This is a genomic window from Pantoea sp. PGP6 (genome assembly GCF_053474785.1).
The window spans coordinates 3451128-3466274 of the sequence record NZ_JBQBMA010000001.1 but is presented as its reverse complement, the minus strand read 5'-3'; the positions used below and the strand labels follow the sequence as shown (position 1 = coordinate 3466274).

The window sequence follows — 15147 nt, the reverse complement described above, 5'->3', positions numbered from 1 at the left end:
GAATTCATCATGGATATCACTCGCTACCCGCAACTCAATCCACCGCAACGTCTGCTGATGGGACCTGGGCCGATCAACGCCGATCCGCGCGTCCTGCGTGCCATGTCGAGCCAGCTGCTTGGCCAGTACGATCCCGCCATGACCCATTACATGAACGAGGTAATGGCGCTCTATCGCGGCGTATTCCGTACCGAAAACCGCTGGACCCTGCTGATTGATGGCACCTCGCGCGCCGGGATTGAAGCGATCCTGCTCTCCGCCATCCGGCCCGGCGACAAAGTGCTGGTGCCGGTGTTTGGCCGCTTTGGACACCTGCTGTGTGAAATCGCCCGTCGCTGCCGCGCTGAGGTTCACACTATTGAGGTGCCGTGGGGCGAGGTCTTTACTCCCGATCAGATCGAAGATGCGATCAAAAAAGTGCGGCCACGGCTGCTGCTGACGGTACAGGGCGACACCTCCACCACCATGCTGCAACCGCTGGCGCAGCTGGGGGCAATCTGCAAACAGTATGGCGTGCTGTTCTACACCGATGCCACCGCGTCGCTGGCCGGTAATGCGCTGGAAACCGATGCCTGGGGTCTGGATGCGGTCTCTGCCGGGATGCAGAAGTGCCTCGGCGGTCCGTCCGGTACCTCGCCGATCACCCTGAGCGAACAGATGGAAGCGGTGATCCGCAAGCGTAAGTGCGTCGAACAGGGGATCCGAACCGCCGCGCATCAGGATGGGGAAGAGGAGATGATCTACTCCAACTATTTTGATCTCGGCATGATCATGGATTACTGGGGGCCGGAGCGTCTGAATCACCACACTGAAGCGACCAGCGCACTGTTTGGCGCCCGCGAATGCGCCCGTCTGATCCTGCAGGAAGGTCTGGATAACGGCATTGCGCGCCACAAACTGCACGGCGAAGCGCTGCTGAAAGGCATTCAGGGTATGGGACTGGAGACCTTTGGCGACCTGCAACACAAAATGAATAACGTGCTGGGCGTGGTGATCCCTACGGGCATCAATGGCGATCAGGTGCGGCAACTGATGCTGAATGATTTCGGCATTGAAATTGGCACCTCGTTTGGTCCGCTGCACGGCAAGGTGTGGCGCATCGGCACCATGGGCTTCAATGCCCGCAAGGATTGTGTCATGCAGACGCTGGCGGCGCTGGAAATGGTGCTGACCTATCTGGGCTATCGCACGCCGCAGGGCGCTGCTGCGCAGGCGGCCTGGGACTACTACGGGAGCCAGGCATGATGATGAACGCCAGCGAAGCCCACGCTGCTGCACAGCGCGTTATGGCGCGCTGTGATGCGCTGGCAGCGATCAGCGAAACGGCGCAGGGACTGACGCGTGTCTACCTGTCGCCGGAGCACCTGCGCGCCAACGCCTGCGTCGGAGAGTGGATGCAGGCCGCCGGAATGCAGGTGTGGCAGGATGCGGTCGGCAACATTTGTGGCCGCTACGAAGCAGCCGAACCAGGGGCTCCCGCCTTACTGCTCGGTTCGCATCTCGACACGGTACGTAACGCCGGTCGCTATGACGGCATGCTGGGCGTGCTGAGCGCCATCGAAACCGTACAGTGGCTGCATCAGCACCAGCAGCGTTTGCCGCTGGCAATTGAGGTGATCGGTTTCGGCGACGAAGAGGGGACCCGTTTTGGCATTACGCTGCTCGGCAGCCGCGGCATTACCGGTAGCTGGCCGCAGAGCTGGGTAACCCATCCTGACGGCAACGGCATTACCGTGGCGCAGGCGATGGCAGATGTCGGGCTCGACAGCAGCCAAATCGCCACCGCCGCGCGCCGGGTAGAGGATATTGTCGGTTACCTTGAGTTGCACATTGAGCAGGGGCCGTGTCTTGAACAGGCAGATCTGCCCCTGGGCGTGGTGACGGCGATCAACGGTGCACGCCGGCTGAACTGCCGCTTCATCGGCGAAGCCGGGCATGCCGGTACGGTACCGATGACCCACCGTAAAGATGCGCTGGCTGCCGCTGCCGAATGGATGGTGTTTATCGAGCAGACCACCCGCGAGCAGGATCCCCAGCTGGTGGCGACGGTCGGCACTCTGACTTGTGCGCCCGGCGCGGTAAATGTGATCCCTGGCGAGGTTGCGCTGTCGCTGGATGTACGCGGCCCGCTGGACAATCCGCTGGAGGCGCTGCTCTCCAGCCTGTTAACCCAGGCGGAGGCGATCGCGCTGCGTCGCGGATTACGCTTTGAGGCGAACGAATATTACCGCATCGGGGCCACCGCCTGTAACTCCGCGCTGCAACAGGCGTTGAGTCATGCGGTGGAAACGGTGCAAGGGCGCAGCCTGTCGCTACCGAGCGGCGCTGGCCATGATGCGATTGCGATTGCCGAACGCTGGCCGGTCGGCATGCTATTTGTGCGTAATCATCGCGGTATCAGCCACCATCCGGCGGAGTCGGTGGCGGTGAATGATGTTGCCCCGGCACTGCAGGCCTACCTGCAGGCGGTTTGTCTGATTGCTGAACGGAGCTGAGCATGCAATTAACCACCTTTAATCAGTTGCCGGAAGAGCAGGCACTGGCGGCGATTGCCCACTGTGTGGCGATCCCGCACTGGCAGCAGGCGCTGGTGGCGGCGCGTCCCTATGCATCGTTGGCGGCACTGCTCGCCACCGGCGATGCACTGGCGCGACAGTGGCAGGGCGATGCTTTACAGACGGCGCTGGCTGCCCATCCACGTATCGGCGAACGGGCCAGCGGAAGCGACAAACAGGCGACGCTGTCGCGCGGCGAACAGTCTGCTATGCAGCAGGCCGATCGGTCGCTACAACAGGCGATGCAACAGGGCAATCAGACTTATGAGGCGCGCTTTGGCCGGGTATTTTTAATCCGAGCCAAAGGACGCAGCGCAGAGCAGATGCTGGCGGAATTGCAGCGTCGGCTCCAGAATGATCAGCAGGCTGAGCAGCAGGAAGCGCTGGATCAGCTGCGTGAAATTACCCTGTTACGGCTGGAGGAGAGCATAGAATGAGTACTGTCACGACCCATATTCTTGATACGGCAATAGGCAAACCGGCCAGCGGCGTGGCGATTTCGCTGGAGCAGAACAGCCCGGAAGGGTGGTTCCCGCTGTCTCAGGGCGAAACCGACAGCGATGGCCGACTGAAAACCCTGACCCCGGAGCCGCTGACGCCGGGTCACTACCGCTTAACTGCGGAGATTGGCGACTATTTTGCCGCCGCCGGTCGGGATGCGCTTTATGTCAGCGCCCAGATCGATTTTGTCATTGCCGAAGCGGGCAGCCATTTTCATCTGCCGTTCCTGATCTCGCCGTGGTCGTGGTCAACCTATCGCGGCAGCTGATTGCTGTCGGCCAGGCTTGCGCGACAGACTACAGCGTAAACCGATCCGCATCCTGCCAGGCCGGGAAGCGTTCACGATAAGCATTGAGCGCCTCCAGCGACAGCGCAGCATCCAGCCGGGCGCGCTGGAACGGCTCGGCCGCCTGCAGGATCTCACCCTGCGGCGAAATAATCTGGCTGTCGCCACGGTACTGATGCTGGTTGCCATCACTGCCGACCCGGTTACAGCCCGCCACGTAAGCCTGATTCTCAATCGCGCGCGCTAACAGCAGCGCCTGCCAGTGCAACGCACGCGGCGCAGGCCAGTTGGCGACGTACAGCGCCAGATCGTAATCATTGCGGTTACGTGAAAAAACCGGGAAACGCAGGTCATAACAGATTTGTGGCAGAATGCGCCAGCCGCGCCATTCAACTATCTGACGCTGCTCGCCGGGCAAATAGTGATGATGCTCATCCGCCATACGAAACAGATGCCGCTTGTCGTACTGATGCAGCGTTCCGTCCGGCTCGACCAGTAAAAAGCGGTTTACCGCGCCGTTTTCGGTCTGGATCGCCGCACTGCCGCCGATCAGGGCGTCAGTCTGCCGGGCATGATGTTGCAGCCATTCCACCACCTGCGTCTGAGGCAACGAGCTTTTTGCCGCCTCCATCGCAAAGCCGGTGGTAAACATTTCCGGCAGCAGAATTAAATCGCGTCCGGTAATGCCAGCCAGTTGCTGATCGAAATGGCGCAGATTCGCCTCGCCATCCATCCAGCTCAGGGTCTCCTGCAATACGGTGAGGTTTAAAGCTGACATAAGCGCTCCGCGGCGGCATCTAACGTCGCTTGCTGTTTAGCAAAACAGAGGCGAATCAGTTTATGAGGGAAGGGATCGGCGCAGAACACCGACAGCGGTATCGCCGCCACGCCTGCTTCTTTGGTCAGCCACTGGCAGAAACTGACATCGTCCAGATCGGAGATTGCGCTGTAGTCCACCAGTAAAAAATAGGTGCCTTCGCACGGCAGAACCCTGAAGCGGCTATGCTGCAAGGCCGCAATCAGCTGGTCGCGACGCGCCTGATAAAACGCCGGCAGCTCGCGATAATGTTCCGGCTGGTGACGCAGCATATCGGCAATCGCCAGCTGCGCCGGGGTATTGACCGAAAAGGTCAGATACTGATGTACCTTGCGTACTTCAGCGCTGATCGCCGCCGGTGCAATGCAGTAACCCACTTTCCAGCCGGTCATGTGGAAGGTTTTGCCAAACGAAGAGACGGCAATAGCGCGCTGACGCAGTTCCGGATGAGCCAGTACGCTGGCATGACCTGCCGGATCAAAGCAGATGTGTTCATACACTTCGTCGCTCAGCACATACACCGGCAGCCCGGCAATCGCCTGCCACAGCGCGGCATAATCCTCGCGCCGCCAGACGGTAGCCGACGGATTGTGCGGCGTATTCAGGATCACCAGCCGGGTTTTCTCACTCAGCAGCGCACCAAAGGCCGACCAGTCAACGCGAAAGGTCGGTGGTTGCAGGGCGATGCGCTTCAGCACCCCACCCGACAGTTCAACCGCTGGCGCATAGCTGTCGTAGCTGGGATCAAAACAGATCACCTCATCGCCCGGCCTGACCAGCGCGGTAATTGCCGCGTACAGTGCCTCAGTCGCCCCGGCAGTAACCGTAATCTCGCGCTCGACGTCCGGACGATAGTCATAAAGCTCAGCGGTTTTCTCCGCAATCGCCTCGCGTAACGGCAAAGCGCCGGTCATCGGGGCATACTGATTCGCACCCTGACTAACGTGATACGCCAGCCGCTGCTGCAAATAGTCCGGCCCGTTAAAATCGGGAAAGCCCTGAGAAAGGTTAATAGCGTTGTGCTGCTGTGCCAGCGCACTCATCTGGCTAAAAATGGTCGTCCCAAGCGCCGGAAGTTTGCTGTCAGGAATCAGGTTGTGCTGCGTCATGGTTTTCTGGCCTTAAGCGCGAATGTCGATGCGGAGTCACCCGGTGTTTGTGCCACTATAAACAGGATGGTAGTATTTGGCAATCGAGACGCTTAGACGGCTAAATGCGTCATGCTCTGCACCTCAGCGGCGTTGGTTGCGTTTGCTTACCCCGGTCACTGACTGATGTAAGCTCATGGGGATGCGCGCACTTGCCGCCTTGCTGAGATGCGGATCATTTAGCATTTACAATGCGTCATGCTCCGCACCTCAGCGGCGTTGGTTGCGTTTGCTTACCCCGGTCACTGACTGATGTCAGCTCACGGGGATGCGCGCACTTGCCGCCTTGCTGAGGTGCGGATCATTTAGCATTTACAATGCGTCATGCTCTGCACCTCAGCGGCGTTGGTTGCGTTTGCTTACCCCGGTCACTGACTGATGTCAGCTCCCGGGGATAAGCGCGCTTACCGCCTTGCTGACACACGGATCATTTGGCAGGGATTATGAGCTTTGCTGATACAGGAATCATTGAAAAGACATCGTGAGCTTTGCCGGCAAAGTAGCAAACTTAACCTGTTGTATTTTTAGGGCCGTTACCGTTATCTGAGTTACCAGCCATCACATTCCACTGCAAGGAAACCCTATGTCGGATATTCACCCGTTAGATCAGCTGGTCGCCGCCTGTCACTGGATTGGTGCGAAGGGCTGGGCACCCGCGACCGGCGGTAATATGTCTGTGCGTCAGGATGCGCAGATCTGTCTGCTGAGCGAATCCGGTAAAGATAAAGGCACGCTGACGCGTGATGACTTTATCCAGGTCGATATTGCCACCAGCCAGGCGCTCTCCGGCCGCAAGCCGTCGGCGGAAACCGGCCTGCACACGCTGATCTATCGGCTCTTTCCCGAGGCGGGCGCGGTGCTGCACACCCATACCGTGAATGCGACGGTGTTATCGCGGGTCGAGCAGGGCGCGGCGCTGCTGCTGCACGGTTATGAGATGCAGAAAACGCTCACCGGTCAGCATAATCATCTGGATACCGTCGCCATCCCGGTGTTCGATAACAGCCAGGACATTGCGGCGCTGGCGTCGGAAATTGAAGATTACGCCGCCCGGTTTCCGCTGCGCTATGGCTTCCTGCTGCGCGGTCACGGCTTAACCTGCTGGGGCCGCGATGTCAGCGAAGCGCGTCGCCAGCTGGAAGGGCTGGAATTTTTATTTGAATGTGAACGTCAACGTCGCCTGCTGGAGAACACATGATCCGCGCCATTGTTACCGATATTGAAGGCACCACCAGTGATATCCGCTTTGTCCATAACATCCTGTTTCCTTACGCGCGCCAGCATCTGGCGACATTCCTGCGTGACCAGCAGCATCAGCCAGAGGTGCAGGCTGCACTTGAGGCGGTGCGGGCTGAGGTCGATCAGCCGCAGGCCGATCTGCCGACCCTGACGCAGATCCTGTTCAGCTTTATGGATCAGGATCGTAAATCTACCGGACTGAAAGCGCTGCAGGGGATGATCTGGCGTGATGGCTATCTCAACGGCAGTTTCACCGGCCATCTTTATCCCGATGTGCTCCCGGCCCTGACCGCCTGGCAGGCGCAGGGTCGTAAACTCTATGTATATTCCTCAGGCTCGGTTGCGGCGCAGAAATTGTTATTTGGCTACAGCGACGAAGGTGATATTACTGGCTTATTCAGCGGCTACTTCGATACGCACGTCGGCGCAAAACGTGAAATCGCGGCGTATCACACCATTGCCGCACAGATTGGCCTGCCAGCGGAGCAACTGCTGTTCCTGTCGGATATTCATCAGGAGCTGGATGCGGCTGCCCAGGCTGGCTGGCATACCCTGCAGCTGATACGTGGTGAGGCGGATGGCGCAAGCCGCCACCGTCAGGTCACTGATTTTTCTGAGATTAACCTGGAGTCGATTTAGAATGAGTGCACTGACTATTTTTACCGACAGCGAAGCCAGCCAGCCGATATGGCACAGCACCGACCCGCAGGCGATCGCTGAGCGGCTGAATACTAAAGGCGTCCGCTTTGAACGCTGGGAAGCCGATCGCGATTTGGGGGAGAACCCGGACGCAGCAGCGGTTATCACCGCCTATCAGCATGCGATTGACCGGCTGGTGGCGGAGAAGGGCTATCAGAGCTGGGACGTGATCAGCATGCGGGCGGACAATCCGCAGAAAACGGTGCTGCGCGAAAAGTTTCTTTCCGAACACACCCACGGCGAAGATGAAGTGCGTTTCTTTGTTGAGGGCGCGGGTTTGTTCTGCCTGCATCTGGATGGCGAGATCCTGCAGATCCTGTGCGAAAAGAACGATCTGATCTCGGTGCCTGCCGGTACGCCACACTGGTTTGATATGGGATCGTCGCCGCATTTCACCGCGATTCGGATTTTTGATAATCAGGAAGGGTGGATCGCTAACTTCACCGGCGACAGGATTGCCGACGCCTATCCACGACTGGCGTAATCGGCTGAGCCGCTTCGGCTACCGCGCAGAACAGTGCGCGGTGGCCGTCTGACTCACTGGGGCTGGAAAATTCCCGCCGCTACCTGCTCCGGTGTTACCACGCCGGTATCCAGAACCCAGCCGCTAATCAGGGCGGCTGGCGTCACATCAAACGCCGGGTTGTAGACGTTCGCCGCTTCAGGTGCCCACTGCACGCTGCCAAAACTGCCGGCCACGCCGGTCACTTCACTGGCAGCGCGCTGCTCGATCGGAATCGCCGCACCGTTCGGGCAGCTGCGATCCAGCGTGGTGTGCGGCGCGGCCACATAAAACGGGATCTGATGATAGTGTGCCAGTACCGCCAGGCTGTAGGTGCCGATCTTATTGGCGACGTCGCCGTTGGCGGCAATCCGGTCAGCGCCGACCCACACTGCGTCCACCTGTTTGCTGGCCATCAGACTGGCGGCCATGCTGTCGGTAATCAGGGTATAAGGAACCGCCCGTTCGCCCAGCTCCCAGGCCGTTAGCCGGCCGCCCTGCAACAGCGGACGGGTTTCATCGACCCAGACGTTGTTAACCCGGCCCTGCTGATGAGCGAGGATGATTACCCCCAGCGCGGTGCCGACGCCCGCCGTTGCCAGCCCGCCGGTGTTACAGTGGGTCAGCAGCTGGCTGTTGGGTTTTACCAGCGTGCTGCCTGCGGTGGCAATCGCCTCGCACAGCTGTTTATCTTCTTCGACCAGTCGCCAGGCTTCCTCGGCCAGCGCGGTAGCGAACGCCGGTTGCGCCAGCGCCTGTTTCATCCGATCAAGGTTATTCATCAGATTGACGGCGGTAGGGCGGGCAGCACGCAGGATCGCCAGCGACTCAGCCAGTTGCCGCTGCGTCTGTCCCTGTTCTGCCAGCAACGCCAGCAATAACGAGGCGGAAAGGCCAATCAGTGGCGCACCGCGCACCCGCAGCGCGTGAATATGCTCAACCAGCTGCGCCACACTGTGCGCTGGTAGCCAGTTTTTTTGCTGCGGCAGCGCCTGCTGATCGAGGATCCAGAGCTGATTGTCACGAACCTGTAAGCTGGTGGTTTGGAGAGTCTGCATGGTGGGTGAAATCCCTGTTGCGTTAATGTCAGATATTGTGCCAACATGCTCGACGGATGTATAGACGTCTGAACGGCTTTTACACCGGGTTTATTCAGCCTTCGAATGATGAGGAACAGGCAATGTCGCAATACCGTACCTTCACCGCTGCTGATGCGGTGGACTATGCCCGACAATTCGGCGGTCTGGATAATCCTTCCGCCCTGAGCCGTGCCGAGGAAATTGGTGACGGCAATCTTAACCTGGTGTTCAAAATTTATGACGATCAGGGCAACAGCCGGGTGGTGGTCAAGCAGGCGTTGCCTTATGTGCGCTGCGTCGGCGAGTCATGGCCTCTGACGCTGGATCGGGCGCGGCTTGAAGCGCAGACCCTGGTCGAGCACTACAAATATTGCCCACAGCACACGGTGCAGATTACCCATTACGATGCGGATCTGGCGGTGATGGTGATGGAAGATCTCTCCAGCCACCGTATCTGGCGTAGCGAGCTGGTAAAGGGCGTTTACTATCCTGACGCGCCACGGCAGCTGGGCGAATATCTGGCACAGACGCTGTTTAACACCTCCGATTTCGTGCTGCATCCGCATCAGAAGAAAGCGGAAGTGGCGCGCTTCATTAATCCGGAAATGTGCGAGATCACCGAAGATCTGTTCTTTAACGATCCCTACACCGATCATCCGCGTAACAGCTATCCGGCGGCGCTGGAGCCGTTAGTGGCCAGCCTGCGTCACGATGATGCGCTGCGTATTGCGGTAGCTGGTCTCAAGCACCGCTTCTTTGCCCATGCCGAAGCCTTGCTGCATGGCGATATCCACAGCGGATCGATTTTTGTCGCGGACGGTAGCCTGAAAGCGATTGATGCTGAATTTGGCTATTTCGGGCCGATGGGCTTTGATATCGGCACCGCGCTCGGCAATCTGCTGATCAACTATTGCGGCCTGCCCGGTCTGCTGCCGCCGCGTGAAGCCGCCGATGCCCGTGAGCAACGCCTGAGCGATGTGCATAGCGTCTGGACAACCTTCTCCAGCCGTTTCCAGGCGCTGGCGGCGGAGAAAACCGCTGACGTGGCGCTGGCTTATCCCGGCTATGTCGATGCCTTCCTGCGCAAAGTATGGGCGGATACCATCGGCTACTGCGGTACCGAACTGATTCGCCGCACGGTGGGAATGTCACATGTGGCGGATATGAAGCTGATCGCCGATCCAGCGATGCGTACCGACTGCATCCGTAACGCGATTAACCTGGGACGCACGCTGATACTGGCGGCCGATCATGTAGAAGATGTGGATGCGCTGATTGCCCGCATCCGTCAGGCAGGATAAAAAAAGGCCGACGTGATGTCGGCCTTTAGATAAAACAAGAATCTTGCTGGCGATGAGGGGGATGCCAGCGCAGGAAACACGCTCAGATTAAACGCTAAAGCCATTGATGGCGTTGTTGCGTCTTTACGGAGGGCATACGCTCCCTGAGCCTGCGCTCAATTAACGGGCCGACATCACATCGACCCGCCGCCTTATGCCGCCTCGCTGGCACGTGCCGAAGCGGATTGAGGTTTCTTCTCTGGCACCGGTACCGCCAGTGCATCCGCTTCAAACTCATCCACATTGATAGAACGCAGGCGGCTGGTTTCTGCGCGGCGCAATATCTCGGCTTCTTTATCGTCAATCCAGCCCTGCTCCAGCGCCCGTTTTGCCAGCTCATCCAGCCGGGTAAAGGAGAGGTGCTGCTTGCTCTGTTTGCTCAGTCTGTCGTGAATCACTTCCGCAGCCATTACATCCTGCAACGCCTGTTCCAGCTGACCGGCCGGATTGTTATCAACCGGTGCCAGATACTGTCCACGTCCCAGACGTGTGCGGGTGGCAGACGGCAGTTGCAGCATTTTTGCCAGCTGATGATCAAGACGATCGGACGGTGCCGGGCAGTGATGACCACCGGCGAAAATCACCAGGCGTAACGCACCCGCCACCAGCCGGTTAGGGAAGTTGCGCAGCAGGTCATCGATAGCCACTTCCGCCTGATGCAGCGCATCCTGAACGCCCCAATGCACCAGCGGCAGATCGGCTTCGTTACGGCCTTCATCGTCGTAGCGCTTCAGCGTGGCAGAGGCCAGATAAAGCTGGCTCAGGACATCACCCAGTCGCGCCGAGATGCGTTCACGACGTTTCAGGCTACCGCCCAGCACCGCCATTGAGACATCTGACAGCAACGCGAGGTTGGCGCTGATGCGGTTGAGATGCTGATAATAACGACGCGTCGCATCACGGGTCGGGGTGGCGCTGGTGCGTCCGCCGGTCAGGCCGAGCCACAGACTGCGCACCTGATTACTGCCGACGTGGCCGATATGGCTGAACAGCGCCCGATCAAAAGCGTCAACGTCGTTACTGGCCGCGGCCGCCATCTCCTGCAGAACATAAGGATGGCAACGAATTGCCCCCTGGCCGAAGATGATCATGCTGCGGGTTAAGATGTTCGCCCCTTCAACGGTAATCGCGATCGGTGCACCCTGATAGGCGCGCGCCAGGAAGTTGCTGTTACCGAGCATAATGCCTTTACCGCCGGCAATATCCATCGCGTCGATGATCGCCCGCTGACCGCGATGGGTGCAGTGATATTTCACAATCGCCGACAGTACCGCCGGTTTTTCACCCTGCATAATACCGGCGGTGATCAGCGTTGCTGCCGCATCCATCACGTAAGCATTACCGGCAATGCGTGCCAGTGGCTCTTCAATCCCTTCCATTTTACCGATCGACAGTCTGAACTGACGGCGGATATGGGCATAGGCACCAATTGCCAGCGCCACGCTTTTCAGGCTGCCGGTCGAGTTGGACGGCAGGGTAATGCCGCGACCCACTGACAGACATTCAACCAGCATACGCCAGCCCTGTCCGGCCATTTCCGGTCCGCCAATGATGTAATCGATCGGCACGAAAATATCCTTACCACGGGTCGGACCGTTCTGGAACGGCACGTTAAGCGGGAAGTGACGGTGACCGATTTCCACGCCGGGGGTGTTGGTCGGGATCAACGCGCAGGTAATGCCCGGATGGGTGTTATCGCTGAGCAGATGATCGGGATCGGACAGTTTAAACGCCAGCCCCAGCACGGTCGCGATAGGCGCCAGCGTGATGTAGCGTTTGTTCCAGGTCAGGCGCATACCCAGCACCTGCTGACCCTGCCATTCACCCATACACACTACGCCGGTATCGGGAATCGCACCGGCATCTGAGCCAGCTTCCGGGCTGGTCAGTGCGAAGCAGGGGATCTCATCGCCACGCGCCAGACGCGGTAAATAGTGGTTTTTCTGTTCATCAGTGCCGTAGTGCTGCAGCAGTTCGCCCGGACCGAGCGAGTTCGGTACGCCGACGGTAATCGCCAGGATGCCCGATACGCCAGCCAGTTTCTGCAACACGCGAGCCTGGGCATAAGCGGAAAACTCCAGCCCGCCATACTCTTTTTTGATGATCATCGCGAAGAAGCGATGCTGTTTCAGATAAGCCCACAGTTCCGGCGGCAGATCGGCCATTTCATGAGTAATCTGGAAATCATTCGCCAGCCGGCACGCTTCTTCAACCGGACCCTCCAGGAAGGCCTGCTCATCCGGTGTCAGGTGCGGCTGAGGATAGTTATGCAGCTTCTGCCAGTCCGGTTTGCCCTGAAACAGATCGCCTTCCCACCAGGTGGTTCCGGCATCGATCGCTTCTTTCTCGGTGCGTGACATTGGCGGCATCACCTGCTGAAAACGCTGCAGCATCGGTTTTGAAAACAGATTACGGCGCAGCGACGGCAGGTTAAACGGCAACAGAATAATAGCCAGTGGCAGCAGCAGCCACGGCGTCCAGAGGTGTGCGGCCGCCATCGCCACGGTCCACAGCAGCAGAATCAGGCTGCTCAGCCGCAACGACAGGCGGTGGTAGAACAGGGCGCCAATCAGCACCACCGTGGCAAGTATCGAAACAACCATCATAATGAACCGCTCCGTAAGTAGTAAGAGGTCTGACCTGTTGAGTAGAGGTTTAGAGCAGTTGGCTCTTTTTATCAATTCGTTTACATCGCAATTACAACCTGACTCACAAAATCAATTTTCCGACCCGTTTCGCTGGCGGCTGTGCAGAGATAATGCCAGCGGCGATCGGGCCTGAATGGCGTGATGCTTTGCGCCGCCCAGGCATTCCGTTAAACTTGCTGCGATTAACCTCTGCTAAAAAAGGACCTCCCTATGTACCAGGACATCATCCGCTCTGAGCTCAACGAAGCCGCCGATACGCTGAATAAATTCCTCAGCGATGACGCGAATATCCATGCGATCCAGCGTGCTGCGGTGCTGCTGGCTGACAGTTTCAAGGCGGGCGGCAAGGTGCTCTCCTGCGGCAACGGTGGGTCGCACTGCGACGCGATGCATTTCGCCGAAGAGCTGACCGGTCGCTATCGTGAAAATCGTCCTGGCTATCCGGCGATTGCGATTTCAGACGTCAGCCATCTCTCCTGCGTCAGTAACGACTTTGGCTACGATTACGTCTTTTCGCGTTATGTTGAAGCGGTAGGCCGTCCGGGCGATGTGCTGCTGGGGCTCTCCACCTCCGGCAACTCGGCCAACATCATTAAGGCGATTGAGGCGGCGCGGGCGCAGGGGATGAAAGTGATCACCCTGACCGGCAAAGATGGCGGTAAGATGGCGGGCAGTGCTGACATTGAAATCCGGGTGCCGCACTTTGGTTATGCCGATCGCATTCAGGAGATCCACATTAAAGTGATCCATATTCTGATGCTGCTGATCGAAAAAGAGATGGTGAAGTAACACTCTGGCCTCTCGCCTGGCGGGAGGCGTCTTACTCTAAGGTGGTGGCTATGTGCGAATTGCTCGGGATGAGCGCCAATGTTCCCACGGATATCTGTTTCAGCTTTACCGGCCTGGTGCAGCGTGGTGGCGGAACCGGCCCACATAAAGATGGCTGGGGCATTACCTTTTACGAAGATAAAGGCTGTCGTACCTTTAAGGATCCTCTGCCGAGCTTCAATTCGCCGATAGCGCGGCTGGTGCAGGAGTACCCGATCAAATCGCATTCGGTGGTGGCGCACATCCGCCAGGCGAATCGCGGTCAGGTCTCGCTGGAAAACACCCATCCGTTTACCCGCGAACTGTGGGGCCGTAACTGGACCTACGCCCATAACGGGCAGCTAAAGGGCTACCGTCAGCTGGAGACCGGGACCTTTCGTCCGGTCGGGGAGACCGACAGCGAAAAGGCGTTCTGCTGGATTTTACATCAGCTGGCGACGCGTTATCCCCGCACGCCGGGTAACTGGCCAGCGGTGTTTCGCTTCATCGGTGAACTGGCGGGCAGCCTGCGGCAGAAAGGGGTGTTTAACATGCTGCTGTCGGACGGGCGTTATCTGATGGCCTTCTGCTCCACCAACCTGTTCTGGATCACCCGACGCGCGCCGTTTGGCCGCGCACAGCTGCTCGATCAGGATGTAGAGGTTGATTTTCAGCAGCACACCACGCCGCATGACGTGGTGACGGTGATTGCGACGCAGCCGCTGACGGCCAATGAAACCTGGCAGCGGATTGTGCCAGGTGAGTGGGCGTTATTCTGCCTTGGAGAGCGCCAGGAATGAGCGTGAAGCAGCTTCGGGATTGGTCACTACCGGGCTGCTGTTCATCACATACTTACCGCTGGCGACGTTAACCGTTGGTGGCTGGTGATACTTCGCAAAATAAGCGTAACCCGGCTGCAACTGCTGCCAGAAACTGGCGTAGGTAGAGTAACGGTGACGCTGCATATTGCTGTCGGTCATGCGGAATGGATAGATACTGATGCTGATATCCTGCTGGCCGTTACGCAGCGCCGCATTGACATAAGTAAAGATCTCATCCATATAGGCGTTCGTCATGGCATAGCAGCCAATCGACTTACAGTCGCCATGAATCATCAGGTAGTTACCGCTGTAGCCCTGATTGCGATCGTACTGGTTCGGAAAGCCGATATTGATCGCGCGATAAAACCGGCTATCCGGTTTCAGCTGGTTCAGCCTGACGTTATAAAATCCTTCCGGGCTTTTGAAATCGCCTTCACGACGTTTCGGGCCGAGACCACCAGAAAAATTACAGATGCGATAGGTATCCAGCAGGCGGTATTCGTTACCAATTTTGCCGTACAGTTCGAGGGTACGCTCTTCCTTGAAAATCTGAATATAAACCGGCGTGCCGAGTAACTGTTTCTTTAATTCTTTACTGACCGGTGCCGCTTGCTGAGCGGGTTCTGGGGTCATTGCCATGCTGAGGGCTGGCAGTAAAATCATCGCAAACAGGAGTGCGATTTTGCCCATGCTGTGTGTACCTTG

At 58.3% G+C, this 15147-nt stretch carries 15 protein-coding genes; 10 read left to right on the top strand and 5 right to left on the bottom strand.

Translation table 11 applies throughout. The features are described from left to right. Window positions 1-9 precede the first annotated feature (9 nt). The 4 genes from ACLIBF_RS16950 to uraH are packed head-to-tail and all read left to right on the top strand — an operon-like array spanning window position 10 to window position 3324. Window positions 10-1245, top strand: coding sequence for a pyridoxal-phosphate-dependent aminotransferase family protein (locus ACLIBF_RS16950; protein WP_089562371.1), 1236 nt, complete (start codon window positions 10-12; stop codon window positions 1243-1245). Next, window positions 1242-2495, top strand: coding sequence for an allantoate amidohydrolase (gene hpxK, locus ACLIBF_RS16945; protein WP_448310163.1), 1254 nt, complete (start codon window positions 1242-1244; stop codon window positions 2493-2495). Before ACLIBF_RS16950 ends, hpxK begins: the two co-directional genes overlap by 4 nt. A 2-nt stretch (window positions 2496-2497) precedes the next feature. Next, window positions 2498-2992, top strand: a complete 495-nt coding sequence (gene uraD / locus ACLIBF_RS16940; RefSeq protein WP_448310162.1) for a 2-oxo-4-hydroxy-4-carboxy-5-ureidoimidazoline decarboxylase — start codon at window positions 2498-2500, stop codon at window positions 2990-2992. Next, window positions 2989-3324, top strand: coding sequence for a hydroxyisourate hydrolase (gene uraH / locus ACLIBF_RS16935; RefSeq protein WP_031374972.1), 336 nt, complete (start codon window positions 2989-2991; stop codon window positions 3322-3324). The genes uraD and uraH overlap by 4 nt, the downstream gene beginning before the upstream one ends. Before the next feature lie 28 nt (window positions 3325-3352). On the opposite strand, the gene ACLIBF_RS16930 is transcribed toward uraH, so the two are convergent. Further along, entirely contained in the window at window positions 3353-4120 is a 768-nt protein-coding gene (locus ACLIBF_RS16930; RefSeq protein WP_089562370.1) for an amidohydrolase, read from the bottom strand. Continuing rightward, a complete protein-coding gene (locus ACLIBF_RS16925) occupies window positions 4108-5268 on the bottom strand; it encodes a pyridoxal phosphate-dependent aminotransferase (RefSeq protein ID WP_279809590.1) in 1161 nt (386 codons plus the stop codon). The genes ACLIBF_RS16930 and ACLIBF_RS16925 overlap by 13 nt, the downstream gene beginning before the upstream one ends. 622 nt (window positions 5269-5890) lie before the next feature. Between ACLIBF_RS16925 and ACLIBF_RS16920 the strand changes: the two genes are divergently transcribed. From ACLIBF_RS16920 to ACLIBF_RS16910, 3 genes are read left to right on the top strand one after another with little or no spacing between them, the layout of a single operon-like run. Then, complete coding sequence (locus ACLIBF_RS16920) at window positions 5891-6505, top strand: methylthioribulose 1-phosphate dehydratase (RefSeq protein ID WP_031374975.1); 615 nt, start codon at window positions 5891-5893, stop codon at window positions 6503-6505. Further along, window positions 6502-7185, top strand: a complete 684-nt coding sequence (gene mtnC, locus ACLIBF_RS16915; protein ID WP_069727901.1) for an acireductone synthase — start codon at window positions 6502-6504, stop codon at window positions 7183-7185. Before ACLIBF_RS16920 ends, mtnC begins: the two co-directional genes overlap by 4 nt. A gap of 1 nt (window position 7186) precedes the next feature. Next, window positions 7187-7729, top strand: coding sequence for a 1,2-dihydroxy-3-keto-5-methylthiopentene dioxygenase (locus ACLIBF_RS16910; protein ID WP_046288502.1), 543 nt, complete (start codon window positions 7187-7189; stop codon window positions 7727-7729). A 53-nt stretch (window positions 7730-7782) separates the two neighbouring features. On the opposite strand, the gene mtnA is transcribed toward ACLIBF_RS16910, so the two are convergent. Then, the gene (gene mtnA / locus ACLIBF_RS16905) at window positions 7783-8805 is read right to left on the bottom strand and encodes an S-methyl-5-thioribose-1-phosphate isomerase (RefSeq protein ID WP_031374977.1); all 1023 of its coding nucleotides are present in this window, start codon (window positions 8803-8805) and stop codon (window positions 7783-7785) included. Window positions 8806-8927: 122 nt separating this feature from the next. Here mtnA and mtnK point away from each other — a divergent pair, with 122 nt between their 5' ends. After that, on the top strand, window positions 8928-10127 hold the full coding sequence (gene mtnK / locus ACLIBF_RS16900; RefSeq protein ID WP_279809588.1) for an S-methyl-5-thioribose kinase: 1200 nt from the start codon (window positions 8928-8930) through the stop codon (window positions 10125-10127). 191 nt (window positions 10128-10318) lie between these two features. On the opposite strand, the gene fadE is transcribed toward mtnK, so the two are convergent. Next, complete coding sequence (fadE, locus tag ACLIBF_RS16895; protein WP_448310157.1) at window positions 10319-12772, bottom strand: acyl-CoA dehydrogenase FadE; 2454 nt, start codon at window positions 12770-12772, stop codon at window positions 10319-10321. A 252-nt stretch (window positions 12773-13024) separates the two neighbouring features. Between fadE and lpcA the strand changes: the two genes are divergently transcribed. Together lpcA and ACLIBF_RS16885 are read left to right on the top strand one after the other, a co-directional pair. Continuing rightward, a complete protein-coding gene (gene lpcA / locus ACLIBF_RS16890) occupies window positions 13025-13603 on the top strand; it encodes a D-sedoheptulose 7-phosphate isomerase (protein ID WP_031374980.1) in 579 nt (192 codons plus the stop codon). A gap of 50 nt (window positions 13604-13653) precedes the next feature. Continuing rightward, a complete protein-coding gene (locus ACLIBF_RS16885; protein ID WP_031374981.1) occupies window positions 13654-14421 on the top strand; it encodes a class II glutamine amidotransferase in 768 nt (255 codons plus the stop codon). On the opposite strand, the gene dpaA is transcribed toward ACLIBF_RS16885, so the two are convergent. Next, window positions 14392-15132 carry a peptidoglycan meso-diaminopimelic acid protein amidase gene (dpaA, locus tag ACLIBF_RS16880; RefSeq protein ID WP_031374982.1) on the bottom strand — a complete coding sequence of 247 codons (741 nt, stop codon included), beginning with the start codon at window positions 15130-15132 and terminating at the stop codon, window positions 14392-14394. The two genes, ACLIBF_RS16885 and dpaA, sit on opposite strands and share 30 nt — an antisense overlap. Between the last annotated feature and the right edge of the window lie 15 nt (window positions 15133-15147).

What these genes read in the sequence shown, in the direction of transcription:
- dpaA (WP_031374982.1), bottom strand. Translation starts at nt 15,132, where the DNA reads ATGGGCAAAATCGCACTCCTGTTTGCGATGATTTTACTGCCAGCCCTC.
- lpcA (WP_031374980.1), top strand. Translation starts at nt 13,025, where the DNA reads ATGTACCAGGACATCATCCGCTCTGAGCTCAACGAAGCCGCCGATACG.
- ACLIBF_RS16930 (WP_089562370.1), bottom strand. Translation starts at nt 4,120, where the DNA reads ATGTCAGCTTTAAACCTCACCGTATTGCAGGAGACCCTGAGCTGGATG.
- uraD (WP_448310162.1), top strand. Translation starts at nt 2,498, where the DNA reads ATGCAATTAACCACCTTTAATCAGTTGCCGGAAGAGCAGGCACTGGCG.
- mtnC (WP_069727901.1), top strand. Translation starts at nt 6,502, where the DNA reads ATGATCCGCGCCATTGTTACCGATATTGAAGGCACCACCAGTGATATC.
- ACLIBF_RS16950 (WP_089562371.1), top strand. Translation starts at nt 10, where the DNA reads ATGGATATCACTCGCTACCCGCAACTCAATCCACCGCAACGTCTGCTG.
- ACLIBF_RS16885 (WP_031374981.1), top strand. Translation starts at nt 13,654, where the DNA reads ATGTGCGAATTGCTCGGGATGAGCGCCAATGTTCCCACGGATATCTGT.
- ACLIBF_RS16910 (WP_046288502.1), top strand. Translation starts at nt 7,187, where the DNA reads ATGAGTGCACTGACTATTTTTACCGACAGCGAAGCCAGCCAGCCGATA.
- mtnA (WP_031374977.1), bottom strand. Translation starts at nt 8,805, where the DNA reads ATGCAGACTCTCCAAACCACCAGCTTACAGGTTCGTGACAATCAGCTC.
- ACLIBF_RS16925 (WP_279809590.1), bottom strand. Translation starts at nt 5,268, where the DNA reads ATGACGCAGCACAACCTGATTCCTGACAGCAAACTTCCGGCGCTTGGG.
- ACLIBF_RS16920 (WP_031374975.1), top strand. Translation starts at nt 5,891, where the DNA reads ATGTCGGATATTCACCCGTTAGATCAGCTGGTCGCCGCCTGTCACTGG.
- fadE (WP_448310157.1), bottom strand. Translation starts at nt 12,772, where the DNA reads ATGATGGTTGTTTCGATACTTGCCACGGTGGTGCTGATTGGCGCCCTG.
- mtnK (WP_279809588.1), top strand. Translation starts at nt 8,928, where the DNA reads ATGTCGCAATACCGTACCTTCACCGCTGCTGATGCGGTGGACTATGCC.
- hpxK (WP_448310163.1), top strand. Translation starts at nt 1,242, where the DNA reads ATGATGATGAACGCCAGCGAAGCCCACGCTGCTGCACAGCGCGTTATG.
- uraH (WP_031374972.1), top strand. Translation starts at nt 2,989, where the DNA reads ATGAGTACTGTCACGACCCATATTCTTGATACGGCAATAGGCAAACCG.